Source organism: Geodermatophilus sp. URMC 63 (genome assembly GCF_053502565.1).
Genome location: NZ_CP199956.1, coordinates 1,532,270 through 1,549,874 on the forward strand (window position 1 = coordinate 1,532,270; position 17,605 = coordinate 1,549,874).

Below are 17,605 nucleotides of genomic sequence, written 5' to 3' on the forward strand. Positions count from 1 at the left end.
CGATGACCTCGGGAGGTGGTCGGCATCGACGAGACGACCCCGGGCCGCGGGAGCGGCCCCCGTGGGCGTGCCGGGGGCACGGGGCGCACCGCCGACCCCGCCGACCGGGCTCAGCTGGAGCGCGCACCGGTCGCCCTGCGCCGGGTGGCGGCGCTGTTCCGCCCGTACCGCTGGCAGGTCGCGACCGTCGTCGCGCTCATCGTCAGCTCCTCGGTCGTCGCGCTGGCGACGCCGTTCCTCGTCCGGCTGGTCATCGACCGGGCGATCCCGCACCAGGACGTCCGCCTGCTGGTGTGGGCGGTCGCCGGCATGGTCGCGGTCACCGGCGCGACGGCCGTCCTCGGCGTCGTCCAGACCTGGCTGTCGACGACGGTCGGCCAGCGCGTCATGCACGGCCTGCGCACCGCCGTCTTCAGCCACCTGCAGCGCCAGTCCCTCGGCTTCTTCACCCGCACGCGCGGCGGCGAGGTGCAGTCGCGGCTCACCCACGACATCGGCGGCATGCAGTCGGTGGTCACCTCGACGGCGACCTCGCTGGCCTCCAACGCCACCACCGTCGTCGGCACCGTGGTGGCGATGGTGGCGCTGTCCTGGCGGCTGTCGCTGCTGTCCCTCGTCGTGCTGCCGCCGGCGATCGCGCTGACCCGCAAGGTGGCGCGGATGCGCCGCGCGGTCACCGCCCAGCGGCAGCGCCACCTCGCCGACCTGCACGGCCAGGTCGAGGAGGGGCTGAGCGTCAGCGGCGTCCTGCTGGGCAAGACCCTCGGCGCCGGCCCGGCCGCCTCCCGGCGGTTCGCCGACACCTCGGAGGACCTCGTGGGTCTCGAGGTGCGGTCGCAGCTGGCCGGGCGGTGGCGGATGGCCTCGATGAGCATCGTCTTCGCCGGCATCCCCGCGCTGATCTACCTGTTCGCCGGGCTGCCGGCGACCTCCGGCGGCATGACGATCGGCACGCTGGTCGCCTTCACGACCCTGCAGGGCGCGCTGTTCCGCCCGCTGATGGGCCTGCTCGACGTCGGCGTCTCGGTGACCAGCTCGATGGCGCTGTTCAGCCGGGTGTTCGAGTACCTCGACCTGCCGGTGGACGTCGACGACCCGGCCGACCCGGTCGAGCTCGACCCGCCGTCGGTGCGCGGCGAGGTCCGCTGGGAGGGCGTCGACTTCTCCTACCCCGACGGCGCCCGCCCGGCGCTGGCCGGCGTCGACGTCAGCGTGCCCGCCGGCACCACGCTGGCGCTGGTGGGCGAGACCGGCTCGGGCAAGTCGACGATGGCCTCGCTCGTCGCCCGCCTGGCCGACCCGACCGCCGGGCGGGTGACGATCGACGGCGTCGACCTGCGCGACCTGCGGCTGGCCACGCTGGCGCAGGTGGTCGGCGTCGTCTCGCAGGAGACCTACCTGCTGCACGCCACGGTGCGGGAGAACCTGCGGCACGCCCGCCCGGACGCCACCGACGCCGAGATCGAGGCCGCCGCCCGCCGCGCCCAGGTGCACGACGTCATCGCGGCGCTGCCCGACGGCTACGACACCGTGGTCGGCGCCCGGGGCCACCGGTTCTCCGGCGGGGAGAAGCAGCGCCTGGCGATCGCCCGCACCCTACTGCGCGACCCGCGCGTCCTGGTGCTCGACGAGGCCACCAGTGCGCTGGACACCGCCACCGAGCGCGCGGTGCAGGCGGCGCTGGACGAGGCCCGCCGCGGCCGGACGACGATCACCATCGCCCACCGCCTGTCGACCGTGCGGCACGCCGACCGGATCGTCGTCCTCGACGCCGGGCGGGTGGTCGAGTCGGGCACGCACGCCGAGCTGGCCGCCCGCGGCGGCCGCTACGCCGCACTGGTCGCCGCCGGCGACGACGCCGAGGACCGGCTGGCCGCCTAGGCGATGACGACGGCCCCGAGCCGGACGCCGCGGAACCCGGCCAGGCGCTCGGCCTGCTCCCCGACGGCGGCCCGGACGGCGGGGGAGAACGGCACCCACGGCTCGACGGTCACCGTCAGCGACGACCCGGCCTTCCGCGGTCGCCAGAGGCCGGCGATCCCGCCGTCGTGCAGCACCGCGCCCGGCCGGCCCAGCGTCGGCCACAGCGCCTTCCGCCGCGCCGGGTCGGCCACCAGCGTCTCGCGGTCCCGGCCCTGCAGGAACAGGTCGAACGGGCCGAGCAGCCGGGTGGCGGCGGGCGGCGGGCTCCCGAGCGCGTCGGCGTCGGCGGCCGGCAGCCAGCGGCGCTGCCCGTCGACCTCCACCTCCACGACGTCGTCGGGCCAGTGCGCCCGGACGTCCTGCACCGGCGCGTCGAGGTAGCCGGCGACGTGCTGCGGGGTGGCCGGGCCGAGCAGGCGGAGGTACCCGCGGACGACGTCGAGCCGCGCGGGCACGCTCTCGGCGGGCGCGAACCCCGGGACCGGCCGCAGCACCGGCGGGGAGGTGCCGGGCTCCAGCTCCAGCCCCGCCCGCAGCGCGGCGAGCCGGAACGGCTGCTCGTAGAGGTGCACCGCGCCGCAGGGCCGGCAGGAGCGGTTGTAGGGCTCCTCCATCGCGTCGGACAGCGCCCGCGACATGGCGCCCTTGACCATCGGGGTGGTGACGATCTCCCGCATCCGGTCCGCGATCCGGTCCAGCGCGGTCAGGACCGGGATGCCGGCCGCCCGCAGCGGCCGGGCCGCGTCGAACACGCGCTTGGCGGCGTCGGCCTCGGAGAACGGCGCGGTCGCGGCGGCGACGCCGGGCAGGTCGGCCCGGCGGTACAGGTGCGGTGCGCCGCGGACCGTCCACACGGTGGCCAGCTCCCCGGGCCCGGGGACGACGCCGCGGACCGCCAGCGCCCACAGCCCGCCGTCCGGGCCGGTGTCCTGCACGCCGAGGTCGAGGACGGCGGTGTCGGCGACCGTGCCGGCATCGCGGTCCAGCTGCTGGGCGGCGACCCGGTGGGCGAGGACGTCGCGGGCGGTGGCGGAGAGCGGCACGCTCCGCACCGTAGGCCCGGCCGGGGACGGGGTCCTCCTCCTAGCCTGGCGCGGTGCTCGACGGCCCGGTCACCTTCCGTCCCCTCACCCGCGCCGACCTCCCGCTGCTCACCCGCTGGCTGGAGGAGCCGCAGGTGGCCCGCTGGTGGGCGCACGAGACCACGCCCGAGGCGGTGGAGGCCGACTTCGGTCCCAGCATCGACGGCCGCGACGGCACGCAGGTGTGGGTGGTGTGCACCGGCGGCCGCCCGGTCGGGCTCGTGCAGCGCTACCGCCTCTCCGACGAGCCCGGGTACCTCGCCGAGCTCGCGCCGGTGGTCGACGTCCCGCCGCGGGCGCTGTCGATCGACTACCTGATCGGCGAGCCCGACGTCCGGGGCGGGGGAGCGGGCGCGGCGGTGCTGCGGGCCTTCGTCGCCGACTGCTGGGCGGCGTACCCCGACGCCGACGCCGTCCTGGTGCCGGTGGCCGCGGGCAACGTCGCGTCCTGGCGGGCGCTGGAGAAGGCGGGGTTCACCCGCGTCGCCGAGGGCCCGCTGACGCCGGACAACCCGGTCGACCCGCCCGACCACGTCGTCTACCTGCTGCGCCGGCCGGGCGACGGCGGCCCCACCGGATAGGACCGCGGCGCGCGGCCGCCGCTCACCGCGCGACGGCCACGCCGGCGAGCAGGCCGTCGCGGACGGACGGGAAGCGGGGCGCCCAGCCGGTGGTCGTCCGCAGCCTGCGGTTGCTGACCCGTTGCGAGCGGACCAGTGACTCGGCCGGCCCGCCGGCCAGTGCGGCGGCGCGTCCCGGGAGCGAGAGCAGCGGCCGCCGGCCGACCGCCGTCCCCAGCGCGGCGGCGTACTCACGGCGGGTCACCGGCTCGTCGTCGACGACGTCGTAGAGCCCCGCCGGTGCGCCCAGGGCGGCGACCACGGCGGAGGCGGCGTCGGCCAGGTGGATCGAGGACAGGTAGGCCCCCGGTGCGCCGGCGACGAAGGCGACGCGCCGGCGGGCCAGGCGCAGCAGCAGGTCGGTGTGCCCCGAGCCCGGCCCGTAGAAGAGCCCGAAGCGGAGCACCACGCTGTTCGCGACGCCGCGCGCGTTCTCCTCCGCCGCGAGGTTCGCCTCCGCCAGCGGGAAGGGGTCGGGTGCGACGTCCTCGTCGATCCACCCGGCCCCGCGGTCGGGGTAGAGGAAGGTGATCGACTCCTGGACGAGGCGGCCGACCCCGGCCGCCCGCACCGCCGCGGCGACGGCGGCCGAGCCCTCGCGGCGCACCCGCTCGTTGGCCGCCCAGGCCGACGGTCGGAGGAACGTCGACGGCGTCGGGATCGCGGTGGCGAGGTTGGCGACCGCGTCGTGGCCGGCGAACGCGTCGCTCAGCGCCGGACGGTCGAACAGCGACACCCCGCTCGGGACGGCGCCCAGCGCGGCCAGGCCCGCCGCCTTGGCCGGTGTCCGCGCCAGCGCGGTGACCTCGTGCCCGGCGGTGAGCAGGGCCGGGACGACGTGCCCCCCGATGGCCCCGGTGGCACCCGTGACGTACACCCGCACGTCGGCTCCTCTCCCCGGTGGCGACCGCGACCCACCCTGCCCGAGGACGCGCGCGCCCGGGAGGGCCGGCGGCGCGGGGCGGACGGGTGCCGCTCAGGCGGGGAGGAGTCCGGGGTGCGCGAGGCCGGCCGGCCGGGGCCCGGGGACGGCGGGCTCCGGGCCGGCGGGGGCGAGGGCCTCCGGTGGCCCGGGGCGGCCGAAGTGCCAGCCCTGCCCGAGGTCGACGCCGAGCCCGAGCAGTGCCGCGGCCTCCTCGGCGGTCTCGATGCCCTCGGCGACCACGGTGACGCCGCAGCCGTGGCCGAAGGTGACCAGCGACTCCACCAGCTTGGTCAGCACGGGGTCGGTGGTCAGGCCGCTGACGATGCTGCGGTCCATCTTGATGACGTCGGGGGCGGTGACCACGATGTGCCGCAGCGAGGAGAAGCCGGCGCCGACGTCGTCGATGGCCAGCCGCATGCCCCCGGCGCGGAAGGGCAGCAGCGCGCTGCCGAGGGCGTCGTAGTCCGCGACCGGGTCGTGCTCGGAGAGCTCGAGCAGGACCCGGTGCAGCGGCAGCGTGTGCAGCAGCGCGGAGAACTCCGGCGTCAGCAGGGTCTGCGGCGAGACGTTCATCGCCACGTAGCCGTCGACGCGGTCGAGGTGCTCGGCGGCGCGCCGCAGGGCCAGCAGCTCGACCTCGTGGCCGCGGCCGATGCTGTGCGCCTCCTCGAAGACGACGTCGGGGCCCTTGCCCCAGTCGGCGGGGAAGCGGCTGAGCGCCTCGGCGCCCACGCGGTCCCCGGTGGCCAGGTCGACGATCGGCTGCAGGACGACGGTCGGCCCACCGGAGGTGATCAGCGGGTCGAGCCGGCCGTCGATGTCGTCGCGGCGCTGCTGCGCGCGGAGCTCGGGCTCGATGATCACCGAGGCGGCCGACGCGAGGACCTCCATGAGGGCCTCGTCGCGCCGGGTGAGCTCCTTGTCGGAGGTGAAGCCGAAGGCGCAGAAGGTGCCGTAGAGGCTGCCGTCGGACAGCCGGACCGGCGTCGAGACGTAGCTGCGGATCCGCGGGATGCGCGCCGAGGGCAGCGACATCGCCAGCGGGTACCGCTTCACGTCGTCGATGACGGGGGGCAGGTCCCCGTCGAGGATCTTCTGGCAGAACGACGTCTCCTGGACGACCTTCGCGCCCTCCTGGACGAGGACCGGCACGCGGGCGTCGACCACCTCCAGGTGCTGGGTGGTCCCGTCCATGCGCGTCAGGAACGCCACGGGCATGTGCAGCGACGTCCTCGCCGTGCGCAGCAGGTCGGCGATCTGCTGCTCGGCGTCAGTGCGCTTCCTGGCCATCGTGTGCTCCCGTCCGGAGGGTCCTCCTCTGCATCGACGCAGGGGGCGGACACCTGGAACGGCCGGGAGCCGATCTCACCCGGACCGGTGAGACGGTCCGGCAGGCGCCTCCCGGGAGGGACCGCGGGGACGCCTGCGCCGGGGGCCCGCTCCCGCTGCTGAGAGGGGGCCCGCGGCGGTCAGGGGATCAGTACCAGTTGTTCGCCTGGTGGAAGTCCCAGGCGGCGCAGGAGCTGCCGTACCGGTTCTCGATGTAGATCAGGCCGGCGTCGATCTGCCGGTAGGGGTCCGACGTCTTGGCGATGCCGGTGCTGGCCCACGTGGAGTCCAGGAACTGCGCGATGCCGTAGGCGGTGCTGGTGGGGTTCTGCGCGTTGGGGTTCCACCCGCTCTCGGCCTCCCAGAGCGCGTCGAGGCAGCCGAACTGGGTGCTGTTCCCGACCTGGCCGGCGGCGTAGTCCTTGTACGCCTGCTCGCCGGTGGCGGCCGGTGCCGGCGCGGGGGCCGGGGCGGGAGCGGGCGCGGGGGCGGGAGCGGGCGCGGGGGCCGGTGCCGGCGCGGGGGCCGGCGCGGGAACGGCCGCGGGCGCGCCGTCCCGGTTGCCGCCCCACTGCCCCGTGGAGCCGCGGTCGCCGGGGTTCCACTCGTCGGCCTGCGCGACCGCCTGGCCGCCGAAGGCAAGGCCGAGGGTCATGACCCCCGTGGCGGTCAGCAGGAGCAGGGCGCGGCGGCGCGGCGGCGCGGCGGCGGGGGCGTTCTGGGCACAGGTGTGCTCGACAGCGGTGCGTGCGTGCATGGAGACGTCCTCCTGGAGACGCGGTCACCGTCGATCGGCGCCGCGGCGGTCGGGATGGGCTGCGGGCACCACGCCGTGCGCGCGGTGCCCGGGCGGGCAGGGCTCGACAGCCGGGCGTGCGGCAGCGGCCGGACACGGGGCCCGGCGGACGGCGCCGTACGACGGCTGGTGCGTGTACGTGGGCAGGCGGGAGCGCGACGGTCCCGGACCTGGACGCGCGGGGGCGGTGCCCCAGGCGCGAGTGATCTCCGTTCTCCCCGGGCCGCCTACCAGGTGAGCTGACGGGTTCGGGCTGGGAGTGCCCTACCCGCTCCCGGCGACGGCCGGGAGCGGGACTCACCCCGGTGGTACTGGTGGGTCCCCGGCTCGCGCCCACGGTGTGGACGCGACTCGGCGGCATCCGGCAGGGAGCCCCCGGGACGGAGGCGAGACGCCCGGCCGGACGCGGAAACGCTAAGGACGGGACCGGTCCGTGACAATCTCGTGACCTGAAACGGGTCGACCCGCGGTGCGACAGGCCGACGCCACGCCCCGGATCGCACTCGGGACGTCACGCCCCGCGACCACCGGGGCCCGGACGCACCGCAACCGCCGGGACCCAGCGGTCCCGGCGGTCGCGGTGCCGGCAGCGTGCGGTGTCAGGCGTTCCAGGGCGGCGCCCCACGCCGGAAGTCGGCGGCGGGGTGCTGGTCGGAGACGAGGCCGACCACGTTGCCGAAGGGGTCGACGACGGCCGCACTGACCACCGGCCCGTGCGGCGTGAGGGGGATGTACTCCTTGGCGCCCATCGAGGCGAGTCGCTCGAGGACGGCGTCGAGGTCGTCCACCCACCAGTTCCCGATCACGCCGCCCGGCTCGAACGCCGCGCTGAACGGGGCGGCGGTACGGGCGGCGATCGCCAGGCGGGTCCTCTCGTCGAGGTCGAACGCGGCATAGCTCAGCCGCCCGTCGGGTCCGGGCCGGGTGAAGGTGGGCCCCGAGCCCAGGACCTCCGTGTACCAGGCCGTGGCCGCGGCCACGTCGTCGGCCCAGTAGGTGAGCGACGCGATCCCGCGCAAGCTCATGGTGAGACCTCTTCTCGGTCGGTCGGCATCGTCAGTCCCCGGGTGTCCAGTCCGGGGCCGTCCAGCGGTGGAACACCCGGGCAACCGAGTCGCGTGGGGTCTGCCACGTCTCCGGGTTGTACGGGCTGACGTAGGGGGCGAGGTCGGCCATCACCTTGGCGAAGGCCGGTCGCATCGACTCGTGGTTCTCCCGCACGGCCGCGGCCTTGACGCGGTCCTGCTCCAGGAGGTGCACGAAGACGTCCTCCATCGAGTACAGCCAGCGGCCGGTGACGCCGGTCTCCGTCGGCAGCCCGCCGGCGTCGGACTCGGCGAACACCCGAGCGATGTCCTCCTCGGTGCCCGGCTTCATCCGCTGCACGATGACGGTCATCTCCCGGTCGGGGGAGACCTCACCCTCGGGCACCCACGAGTAGAACTGCTTGGCCACGGAGTGCGACGGGTTCTGCCAGTAGCTCGGGTAGGGCGTCACGTAGGGGGCGATGGCCTCGGCGATCGCCTGGAACGCCGGCAGGCCGCGGCGCTGCCCGGAGACCTCCGGGTCCTCCTTGCGCTCGATGACGTGCAGGTACAGGCCCTCGTAGGAGAGCAGGACGCGCCCGACGACGCCCATGTCCTGCGGCCGGGTCGTCCGGTCGTAGTAGGCGAACACCGGCCCCACCTTGTCCTCGGTGCCGGGGACCATCCGGCAGACGATGACGTTGCGGAACGGCCGCCACGAGGCCGAGGACCAGCTGGCGGGCGCCGTGGACGTGTTCGTGAACTCGACCGTGTCGTTCGCCCAGGGCGGTTCCGTGGGCGTCGTCGAGGCGTCGGCCGCCGGGTCGGCCGACGTGCTGGTCGACGGGGTCGTCTGGGTCATCGCGTGCCTCCAGGGACGGGAGTGGGGGTGAATCGGAGGGGGAGCTCCAGCAACCCGCGGAAGGCCGAGGCCGCGGGGAGCCACTGCAGGTCCTCGACGGGGACGTCGAGGCGCAGGTCGGGCAGGCGGACGAGGATCCGCCGCAGTGCGGTCGTCGCCTCCAGCCGGGCCAGGGCGGTGCCCAGGCAGTAGTGGATGCCGTGGCCGAAGGCCAGGTGCGAGGTGGGGCCCCGGCTCAGGTCGAGCTCGTCCGGGTCGGGGACCAGCGCGGGGTCGTGGTTGGCCGCACTGAGCACGATGGTGACAATCGAGCCCGCCGGGACGGCGGCCCCGCCGATCTCGAGGTCCTCGGTGGCGAAGCGGAAGCTCGACACCGGCACCGACCCGTCGAAGCGCAGCAGCTCCTCCACGGCGTCCGGGATCCGGGAGGGGTCCTGCAGCAGCTCGGCCAGCTCCTCGGGGTGGGTCAGCAGCGCGACGACGGCGTTGCCGAGGAAGTCCGACGTCGTCTGGTAGCCGGCGAACAGCAGCAGGAAGGCGCTGGAGACCAGCTCGGCCTCCGAGAGCCGGCCGTCCCCGTCGCGGGCGGCGATCAGGGCGCTGACCAGGTCCTCGCCGGGCTGCTCGCGCTTGGCGGCGACCAGGCCGGTGAAGTACGCGTGCAGCCGCGACTGCGCCTGACCGATGGCGGCCCGGTCCTCCTGGGGGCTGCGCCCGCCGGTGCCGACGGTCCGGATGACCTGGGTGCCGGCCAGGATCTCCTCGTGGTCGGACTCGGGGATCCCGAGCAGGTCGCCGATGACCGCCAGCGGCAGCCGGAGGGCGAAGTCGTCGACGAAGTCGGTGGCGCCGCGCGGTGCGATCCGGTCCAGCAGGCCCTCGACGATCTCCTCCACGCGGGGCCGCATCGCCTCGATGCGCCGCGGTGTGAACGCCTGGGTCACCAGGCGGCGCAGCCGGCTGTGCTCCGGTTCGTCGGAGTTGAGCATGTTGGTGTTGATCTGCCGCGCCTTCTCGCCGAACACCGCCAGGTAGGTGTCCCCGGCGCGGTACAGGTCCTTGGACAGCCGCGGGTCCGACAGCGCCTGCTTGGCGTCGTCGTAGCGGGTGACGAGGAAGGAGTCGAAGCGCGGCGTCCGCACCTTCACGACCGGGCGCTCGGCGCGCAGCCGGGCGTAGACCGGGTAGGGGTCGGCGCGGAACTCGGGCGTGTAGATCTCCGCGCCGGGGACGACGTCGTCCGCCGTGCTCGGTGCGGGGTCAGCGGTCTGCGTCATGGGTCTCCCTCGGGTGGGGGTGGGCGTGGGGTGCGGTCGGGTCACTGCGCGAAGACCCCCGCCAGGTGGTCGCGCAGGGCGTCCTCGTCCAGCGGGCGGCTGCGGAAGCCGACGTGGCCGTCGGGGCGGACCAGGTAGGCCGCCGTCCCCGCGCCCGCGGTGCCGTAGGCGGCGGCGAAGGCCCCTCCGGCGTCGCGGACGACGGGCAGGTCGACCAGGGAGGGCACCCGGGCGTCGGGGGCCGCGAGGAGGTAGGCCGTCACCTCGCCGCGGGTCTGCTGCCGCACACCGACGGCGAGCTTCTCCAGAGCGAGCACCTGCTCCTCCGGGGCACCCGCGTCGGCGTGCAGCAGCAGCGTCGAGCGGGTGCCGCGGGTCAGGTCGAACAGCCGCAGCGGGTGGGCCACGCCGAAGCGCCGCAGGCCCTGCACGTCCGGCGCGCGGTGCCCGGGCTCCGGCCCGGCGGGGAAGCCGCCGGGGGCCATCTCGCCGACCAGCGGGCTGCCGGCGTAGTTCATGGTCATCTGCATCTCGAGCAGGAACTGGGCCTTCTCGTCGGCCATGTCCATCTCGTCGGTGAACGCGATGGCCACGGCCCGGTCCACGATCATCTTCCCGGCGGGACGGCGCTCGGCCTCGTAGCTGTCCAGGAGCGCGGGCGCGGCCTCCCCCCGGACGGCGAGGGCGAGCTTCCAGCCCAGGTTCCAGGCGTCCTGGATGCCGGTGTTCATCCCCTGTCCGCCGGCCGGCGGGTGCAGGTGCGCGGCGTCGCCGGCGACGAACACCCGCCCCTCGCGGTAGCGGTCGACGATGCCGTGCTTGATCCGGAAGATCGACGACCAGCGCAGGTTGCTCGCCGTCGTCCCGGGCGGGCCCAGGTCGTCGATCGCGGCCTGCATGTCGGCCAGCGTCGGCGGCTCGTACTCCTGCCAGAACCCGGGCGGGACGACGCCGGAGCCGACCGCCTCCTGCCACCGCTCGGGCGCCAGGGTCGCGATCCGGTAGCGGTTGCGGCCCTTGAGCGGGACGCAGACGAGCATCCCGGTGAAGTCGTCCTCGTTCTCGATCCGCACGAAGCGCACCAGGTGCCCGGCCGGCAGGTCCCAGTCGACGTCGACGTCGCCGAGCATGAACAGCTGCGGGAACATCGACAGGCCGCCCTCGAAGGAGAGCCCCAGCCCCGACCGGACGGCGCTGTGCGCCCCGTCGCAGCCGACCAGGTACTGCGCCCGGGTGGTCTCCTCCCCGCCGTCGGCGTGCCGCAGCCGCGCGGTGACGCCCTCGTCGTCCTGGGCGAAGGCGACCAGCTCCACCCCGCGCTCGACGACCACGCCGAGGGAGGCCAGCCGGGCGCCGAGGATGCGCTCGGTGTCGTACTGCGGCAGCCCGAGGTGGGCGTAGGGCAGCTCGTCGAGGCCGGCCCAGTCGACCTGGTGGGTCTGCACGCCGTTGACGAACACCGTCTGGCCGTACAGCCAGATCCCGGCGTCCATCGCCTCGGTGACGATGCCCTGGTCCTCCCAGATCTCCATCGTCCGGCAGTGGATGCCGATCGCCTTGTCCGCCTGGGTGGAGGCCTCGGGCCGCTTGTCGACGACCCGGACGGCGACGCCGCGGCGGGCCAGCTCGATCGCGTGGGTCAGGCCGGCCGGCCCGGCGCCGACGACGAGCACCTCGACCGCGCGCCCGGCCGTGCGCGCGACGTCCCCGAGCTCGGCCGCGGCCGGCAGCGGCGCCGCCGCGACGTGCCCGTCGTCCGGCTTCTCCACGAACTCCTGGACGCTGGCGCTGGGCACCGTGCTCACCGGCGGCCCGGCCAGCACCTCGAGGTCCGGCTCGGGCGTCACGGGGACGGCAGCGGGCACGGCGGCGGGCACGGTGTCGGGCACGGAGACGGTGTCGGCGGTCGCCGACGGCGGCTCGGGGCGCACGCGCAGCGCGAAGACCCGGCGGTCCTCGCCCCGGGCCAGCCAGCGGCCCAGCGGCCCGCCGGCCCAGTTCGCCGGCTCCGCCGTCCAGTCGGTGAAGTGCTGCTCGGAGTCCCACTCGGCGACGACGTGGTAGCGGCGCCCGTCGGCCTCGCGCAGCAGCTCCTCGCGGGCGTGCCCCGGGGCGCTGCGGGCGAGCTGCGCGGCGGCGAGGTAGGCGAGCTCGAAGGCCTCCTGCTCCCAGGGCTCGACGGCGACGGCGCTGTCGACGCGCACCCGCTCCACCTCGACGTCCCCGCCGGGGGAGAGCAGCGGCGGGTAGTCCGCGTCGGCGTCGGGTCGCCGGCGGATCTCCAGCACCTCGCGCCGGAACTCCACCGAGTGCCACCGCGCCAGCGGCGCGCCGGCCGCCATGTGGGACGGGTCCTCGACCCAGGCCACGAAGTCGGCCTCGGACTCCCACTCCGCGAAGATGTGGTACCGCAGGCCGGCGGCGTCGCGCAGCAGCTCCTCGCGCACGTACCCGGCGGAGTCGCCGATCCGCTCGGTGACCGTGGTGTACGCGCGCTCGAAGGCCACCTGCTCGCCGGGCTTGACGCTGGTGGAGAAGTCGATGCGCACCGGCCGGGGCCGCTCGGCCGACACCGTCGCGAGGACGGTGAAGGTCGAGCGGGTGGCGTCCTCGCGCAGGTCGCGCAGCGCCTCGGTCAGCGTCTCGCGGGCGGCGCTGCGGCCGAAGGCGTCCACCGACGCCCGGTCGGTCCAGTCGCTGACGATGGCGAACCAGCGCGGGTCGGCCTCGTCGCGCATCAGCTCCTGGCGCAGGTTGCCCGGCACCCGGCTGATCTCCGCGGCGGCCTGCCGCCAGGCGGCCTCGAACGCGGCCTCGCGGCCCTCCTGCGCGCGCATCCGCAGCAGGGTCCGCACGGCCGCCGGGGTGCCGGCCTCCGGCGCCGCCGTCATGCCGCCCCCTCCGCGCGGCCCACGCCGGGGACCACGGCCAGCACCTCGTAGGTGTTGCGGGCCGCGTCCTCGCGCAGGTCGCGCAGCGCCTCGGTCAGCGTCTCGCGGGCGCTGCTGCGGCCGAACCCGTCGACCGCGGCCCGGTCGGTCCAGTCGCTGACGATGACGAAGGTGCGGGGGTCGTCGGCGTCCCTCACCAGCTCCTGCCGCACGTTGCCCGGTACTTGGCTGATCTCCGCGGCGGCGCGGCGCCAGGCGGCCTCGAACGCCGCCTCGCAGCCCTCCCGCGTCCGCATCCGCAGCATCGTCCGGACGGCGGCGTCCCCGGCCGTCACGTCGGGTCCTCCTCGGGCCGGTGCCGGCGCAGCACGAGGCTGCTGTTGAAGCCCCCGAAGCCGCGGGCCAGGACGACGACGACGTCGAGCTCGCCCTCGCGGTTCTCCCGCACGAGGTCCAGCCCGTACTCGGCCACCGGCTCGTCGACGTTGCCGGTCGCCGGGATCACGCCGTCACGCATCGCCAGCAGGGCGGTCGCCACGTTGAGCGCCGACCCGCCGGCCATCAGCCGGCCGGTCCAGCTCGACGGCGCCGTCACCGGCACGCCGTGCTCCCCGAACACGCCCGTGATCGCCTGCGCCTCCAGCGCGTCGAGCTCCGGCACGCCGGCGCCGTCGGCCACCACCAGGTCGACGTCCTCCGGCCGCACGCCGGCGTCGGCCAGCGAGATGCGGATGGCCCGCGCGTACTGGGTGGCGTCGGGGGCGGCGTCCTCGTGGTGGTGGGCGTCGTGCGTGGCGCCGTAGCCGACGACCTCGCCCCACACGTGCTGCGCACCGCGGGCCCGCGCGGCGTCGGCCTCCTCGACCAGCAGGATGGCGCCGCCCTCGCCGACGACGTGGCCGTTGGCCCGCCGGTCGAAGGGCTTGTAGGCGTCCTCGGGGCGGGTGGCGGTCGACAGCCGCCCGCTGGTCGCCTGGCACAGCAGCGCGTACGGCGTCATGCCGGCCTCGGTGCCGCCGACGAGCACGGCGGGGGTGCCGCGGCGCGCCACGCGCCGCGCCCAGCCGATGCTGTCCAGCCCGCCGGCGCCCTCGCTGACGACGACGCCCGAGGGCCCCTTGTAGCCGTCGCGGATCGACACCTGGCCGGTGCTGGCCGCGTAGAACCAGGCGATCGACTGGTAGGCGCCCACCGACTTGGGCCCCTTGGCCCACAGCCCCTGGATCTCGTGCTGGCTGAACTCGTTGCCCCCCGAGCCCGCGGCCAGGAACACCGAGGTCGCGTAGGCCTCCTCCGGCGGCACGTAGCCGGCGTCCTCGGCGGCCAGCGTGGCCGCCGCCAGCGACATCCAGGTCCAGCGGTCGGTCTGCACCTTCAGCTGGGAGGCGACGTACTGGTCGGGGTCGAAGTCGTGCACCTGCCCGGCCAGGGAGATGCCGTACTTCGAGGGGTCGAAGCCCTCGATCGGGCGCACCCGCAGCTCCCCGCGCAGCACGCAGCGCCAGTGCTCCTCGACGCCGATGCCGGTGGGAGCGACGACGCCGATGCCGGTGACCAGCAGCCGCGTCGTCCGCCCGCGCCGGTCCGGGATGATGGCGCGGCCCGTGGGTGCGGTGTCGCGGGCGGGGCCGGCCACCTCGGCGACGACCCCCTCCTCGCTGAGGACGGTCGGGTCGGCTGTCATGAGGCCCTCCTGTCGGGCTTGGCCAGCACGATGGCCGACTGGAATCCGCCGAACCCGCTGCCCACGGAGACGGCGACGTCGACCTTGTGGTCGCGGGCGGTCTTGGGCACGTAGTCGAGGTCGCACTCGGGGTCGGGCACCTCGTAGTTGGCCGTCGGCGGCACGACCTGGCGCTGCACGGCGAGTGCGGTGGCGGCGATCTCGATGGAGCCGATCGCGCCGAGGGAGTGCCCGACCATCGACTTCAGCGAGCTCATCGGCACCTTGTAGGCGGCCTGGCCGAGGCTGAGCTTGACCGCGGCCGTCTCGTGCCGGTCGTTCTGCTTGGTCCCCGAGCCGTGGGCGTTGACGTAGCCGACCTCCGCGCCGTCGATCCGGCTCTGGGAGAGCGCCTGGTCCAGCGCCTCGGCCATCTCCACGCCGTCGGGGCGCAGCCCGGTCATGTGGAAGGCGTTGCAGCGGTTGGCGTAGCCGGTGACCTCGCAGTAGATCTCCGCCCCGCGGCGCTGGGCGTGCTCGAGCTCCTCGAGGACCAGCACCGCGGAGCCCTCGCCCATCACGAAGCCGTCGCGGCGGGCGTCGAAGGGCTTCGAGGCGTGCTCGGGGTCGGCGTTGTTGGCCGTGGTCGCCCGGATGGTGTCGAAGCAGGCCATCGAGATCGGGGAGATGGGCGCGTCGCTGGCGCCGGCGATCACGACGTCGGCGTCGCCGTCCTCCACCAGCTGGCTGCCGTACCCCACCGCGTCGATGCCGGAGGTGCAGCCGGTGGAGACCACCGTCGCCGGGCCCTGCGCCTTGAAGCGCACCGCGAGCTCCGTGGCGCCGCAGCTGGGCACGAGGGCCTGGTGCAGGAACCGCGAGGCGTAGCGCGGGTCGACCAGCCAGTGGCTGCCCGCGTCGCTGACGTTGACGTACTCGTTCTCCAGCCGCATGGTCGCGCCGACGGCGCTGCCGAGGGTGACCCCGACCCGCTCGGGCTCCGGGGCGTCCGGCGCGTCGCCCACGCCCAGCCGCAGCCCGCTGTCGGCGACCGCCTCGTCGGCGGCCACCATCGCGAACTGCACGAAGCGGTCGTTGCGGTACACCTCGTGGGCGCTCAGGCCGAGCGCGCGCGGGTCGAAGTCGACCTCGGCGGCCACCTGCGACCGGAAGCGGCTGGGGTCGAAGAACGTGATCCGCCGGGTCGCCGTCCGCCCCGCCGTGATCATGTCCCAGAACGCCTCGCGGCCGACCGACCCGGGCGCGACGACGCCGATCCCGGTGACGACGACCCGGCGACGGTCCGCGCTCACCGCACGCCCGGGGCGAGTTCGGTGTCGACGTGGCCCAGCTCCGGCCGCGGGGCCAGCGGGCCGCAGAGGAACACGAAGAACGCCGTCGTCGAGGTGTCGTTGACGATCCGGTGCCGGACCCCGATGGGGATGTGGACGGCGGACTCGGCGGTCAGCCGCCGCTCCTCGCCGTTCAGCGTGACCAGGACGTCGCCGGTCTGGCAGTAGAGGAACTCCTCCGAGTACGGGTGCCAGTGCTCGGTGACGACCTCTCCCGGCTCGAGGGTGAGCGTGCCCATGAAGCCGGCGGTGGAACCGACGCTCGTGGGGGAGAGCAGGACGCGGATGTCACCGCCACGCCGGCGGTTGGGCGGCGCCTCGGCGCGGGACACCGTCGGCCCGACGTGCACGGCGGACGGGGCGTGCTGGATGGTGGTCATGTCTTTCCTCCGGTGGGGGCCGGGCCCGCGGCCGCGGGCTCCGGTCGGTCGGTCGGCAGCGGCGCGCCGGGTCCCGCGGCGAGCTGTACGGGGAGGTCGGGGACGACCTGGCGGACCAGGGGGCCCAGGACGGGGACGGGGGCGATCTCGACGACGGTGGTGGCGCCGGCCTCGACCAGCGCGCGGGACGTGGCCTCCCACTGCACCGGCGAGGTGAGGTGGTCGCGCAGGCACCGGGCCAGGTGCTCGGGGTCGCGCGTGGGCCGGCCGTCGGCATTGGGCACCACCGGCACGTCGGGCTCGGACCACTCGAGGTCGGCGAACGCGGGGGCGAGGTGCCGGGCGACCGGCTCCATCAGCGGGCCGTGGCAGGCGGCGCGCCCGGGCAGCCGGACCAGGTCCAGCCCGGCGGCGAGGACGGCCTCCCGCGCCCGGGCCAGCTCCTCGCACCGGCCCGAGAGCACGACCTGCGCGGGTCCGTCGACCGACGCCACCGACAGCGCCCCCGTGCCGCCGAGGTCGGCGACGACGGCCCGGGCGACGTCGCCGGCACGCGGCCCGACGACGGCGGCCATGCCCGCGCAGGACGGGCGCGGCGACAGCGACAGCAGCTCGGCGCGCCAGTGCACGAGCTCCACGACCTGGTCGAGTGGCAGTGCGCCGGCGACGACCAGGGCCGCGTACTCGGCGACGCCGTGCCCGGCGACGACGACCGGCCGCAGGCCGCGGGCGGCCAGGCTGCGGAAGCCCGCGACCCCGCTGACCACGACCTCGACGTGCGCCGCCACCGGGTCGGAGAGGTTCAGCGGGTCGCGCCACCAGTCGGCCACGTCCCGCCCGACGACCGCCGAGGCCTCGCTCACGACCTCCCGGGCCGGCTCGTCGCCGAGCCAGGCGTCGACCGCGCCGGCGCGGGCGCCGCTCTCGCCCGCGATGACGACGGCGACCCCGGGACGGCCGGTCACCGCGCCGGCTCCGGGTTCCCGGCGGCCGCCTCCACCTTCTCCTTGATGATCCCCATCTGGATCTTGGAGTTGCCGTCGATCCGCCGGGTCATGCCCTCGGTGTCGATCGGCGCCTGCGGGCGCATCCGGAAGTCCTGGATCCAGCGCATCCGGGTGCCGCTGCCCTCGGGGGCGTAGGTCCAGCGGATGTCCATGAACTCGAAGGGCCCGGGCTCGACGCGGCGGGCGGTCACCTCGTGGGTCGCCGGGTCGAGGGTGCGCTCGGACACCCAGCTCCAGACCTTCCCGTTGTCGTCCGGGTGCATCGTGAGCCGGAACTTGAAGTACGTGTCGGTCGACTCGAGGATCTCGACCTCGGCGTACTCGGTGAACAGGTCCGGCCACGTGGGCAGGTCGTTGGTCATCTGCCAGACGTGGTCGATCGGGGCGTCGATGTAGATCGAGTTGTCGGTGTGGCCGGCGGTCTGCGTGCCCGGCTCGGTGGTGCTGCTCATCGGTGAGCTCCTCGGGGTGTA

General features: G+C 75.3%; 16 protein-coding genes and 1 riboswitch. Of the genes, 2 read left to right on the forward strand and 14 right to left on the reverse strand.

Translation table 11 applies throughout. The features are described from left to right. Positions 1-15 precede the first annotated feature (15 nt). The gene (locus ACWIZO_RS07465) at positions 16-1,881 is read left to right on the forward strand and encodes an ABC transporter ATP-binding protein (RefSeq protein ID WP_448641864.1); all 1,866 of its coding nucleotides are present in this window, start codon (positions 16-18) and stop codon (positions 1,879-1,881) included. Here ACWIZO_RS07465 and ACWIZO_RS07470 read toward each other — a convergent pair. Continuing rightward, positions 1,878-2,966 carry a winged helix DNA-binding domain-containing protein gene (locus ACWIZO_RS07470; RefSeq protein ID WP_448641865.1) on the reverse strand — a complete coding sequence of 363 codons (1,089 nt, stop codon included), beginning with the start codon at positions 2,964-2,966 and terminating at the stop codon, positions 1,878-1,880. The genes ACWIZO_RS07465 and ACWIZO_RS07470 overlap by 4 nt on opposite strands. Before the next feature lie 53 nt (positions 2,967-3,019). On the opposite strand from ACWIZO_RS07470, the gene ACWIZO_RS07475 reads away from it, so the two are divergent. After that, on the forward strand, positions 3,020-3,586 hold the full coding sequence (locus tag ACWIZO_RS07475) for a GNAT family N-acetyltransferase (protein ID WP_448641866.1): 567 nt from the start codon (positions 3,020-3,022) through the stop codon (positions 3,584-3,586). 22 nt (positions 3,587-3,608) lie between these two features. On the opposite strand, the gene ACWIZO_RS07480 is transcribed toward ACWIZO_RS07475, so the two are convergent. From ACWIZO_RS07480 to ACWIZO_RS07540, 13 genes are all read right to left on the reverse strand, one after another. Further along, positions 3,609-4,508, reverse strand: a complete 900-nt coding sequence (locus tag ACWIZO_RS07480) for an NAD-dependent epimerase/dehydratase family protein (protein ID WP_448641867.1) — start codon at positions 4,506-4,508, stop codon at positions 3,609-3,611. 93 nt (positions 4,509-4,601) lie between these two features. Then, positions 4,602-5,840, reverse strand: coding sequence for an EAL domain-containing protein (locus ACWIZO_RS07485; protein WP_448641868.1), 1,239 nt, complete (start codon positions 5,838-5,840; stop codon positions 4,602-4,604). Between the two features lie 187 nt (positions 5,841-6,027). Next, the gene (locus ACWIZO_RS07490; RefSeq protein ID WP_448641869.1) at positions 6,028-6,636 is read right to left on the reverse strand and encodes an aggregation-promoting factor C-terminal-like domain-containing protein; all 609 of its coding nucleotides are present in this window, start codon (positions 6,634-6,636) and stop codon (positions 6,028-6,030) included. A 248-nt stretch (positions 6,637-6,884) separates the two neighbouring features. After that, a riboswitch (cyclic di-AMP (ydaO/yuaA leader) is annotated at positions 6,885-7,042 on the reverse strand. Positions 7,043-7,274: 232 nt separating this feature from the next. After that, positions 7,275-7,700, reverse strand: coding sequence for a VOC family protein (locus tag ACWIZO_RS07495; protein WP_448641870.1), 426 nt, complete (start codon positions 7,698-7,700; stop codon positions 7,275-7,277). A 31-nt stretch (positions 7,701-7,731) separates the two neighbouring features. Beyond that, positions 7,732-8,562: a TcmI family type II polyketide cyclase gene (locus tag ACWIZO_RS07500; protein ID WP_448641871.1), complete on the reverse strand. Its 831-nt coding sequence runs from the start codon at positions 8,560-8,562 to the stop codon at positions 7,732-7,734. Beyond that, positions 8,559-9,839, reverse strand: a complete 1,281-nt coding sequence (locus ACWIZO_RS07505) for a cytochrome P450 family protein (RefSeq protein ID WP_448641872.1) — start codon at positions 9,837-9,839, stop codon at positions 8,559-8,561. Before ACWIZO_RS07505 ends, ACWIZO_RS07500 begins: the two co-directional genes overlap by 4 nt. A 41-nt stretch (positions 9,840-9,880) precedes the next feature. Next, complete coding sequence (locus ACWIZO_RS07510) at positions 9,881-12,730, reverse strand: FAD-dependent monooxygenase (RefSeq protein ID WP_448641873.1); 2,850 nt, start codon at positions 12,728-12,730, stop codon at positions 9,881-9,883. Then, a complete protein-coding gene (locus ACWIZO_RS07515) occupies positions 12,727-13,065 on the reverse strand; it encodes an antibiotic biosynthesis monooxygenase family protein (RefSeq protein ID WP_448641874.1) in 339 nt (112 codons plus the stop codon). The genes ACWIZO_RS07510 and ACWIZO_RS07515 overlap by 4 nt, the downstream gene beginning before the upstream one ends. After that, positions 13,062-14,414, reverse strand: coding sequence for a beta-ketoacyl synthase N-terminal-like domain-containing protein (locus tag ACWIZO_RS07520; RefSeq protein ID WP_448641875.1), 1,353 nt, complete (start codon positions 14,412-14,414; stop codon positions 13,062-13,064). The genes ACWIZO_RS07515 and ACWIZO_RS07520 overlap by 4 nt, the downstream gene beginning before the upstream one ends. Beyond that, the gene (locus ACWIZO_RS07525; RefSeq protein WP_448641876.1) at positions 14,411-15,706 is read right to left on the reverse strand and encodes a beta-ketoacyl-[acyl-carrier-protein] synthase family protein; all 1,296 of its coding nucleotides are present in this window, start codon (positions 15,704-15,706) and stop codon (positions 14,411-14,413) included. The genes ACWIZO_RS07520 and ACWIZO_RS07525 overlap by 4 nt, the downstream gene beginning before the upstream one ends. After that, positions 15,703-16,125, reverse strand: coding sequence for a cupin domain-containing protein (locus ACWIZO_RS07530; RefSeq protein WP_448641877.1), 423 nt, complete (start codon positions 16,123-16,125; stop codon positions 15,703-15,705). The genes ACWIZO_RS07525 and ACWIZO_RS07530 overlap by 4 nt, the downstream gene beginning before the upstream one ends. Beyond that, on the reverse strand, positions 16,122-17,090 hold the full coding sequence (locus ACWIZO_RS07535) for an ACP S-malonyltransferase (RefSeq protein WP_448641878.1): 969 nt from the start codon (positions 17,088-17,090) through the stop codon (positions 16,122-16,124). Before ACWIZO_RS07535 ends, ACWIZO_RS07530 begins: the two co-directional genes overlap by 4 nt. Continuing rightward, on the reverse strand, positions 17,087-17,584 hold the full coding sequence (locus tag ACWIZO_RS07540; protein WP_448641879.1) for an SRPBCC family protein: 498 nt from the start codon (positions 17,582-17,584) through the stop codon (positions 17,087-17,089). Before ACWIZO_RS07540 ends, ACWIZO_RS07535 begins: the two co-directional genes overlap by 4 nt. Between the last annotated feature and the right edge of the window lie 21 nt (positions 17,585-17,605).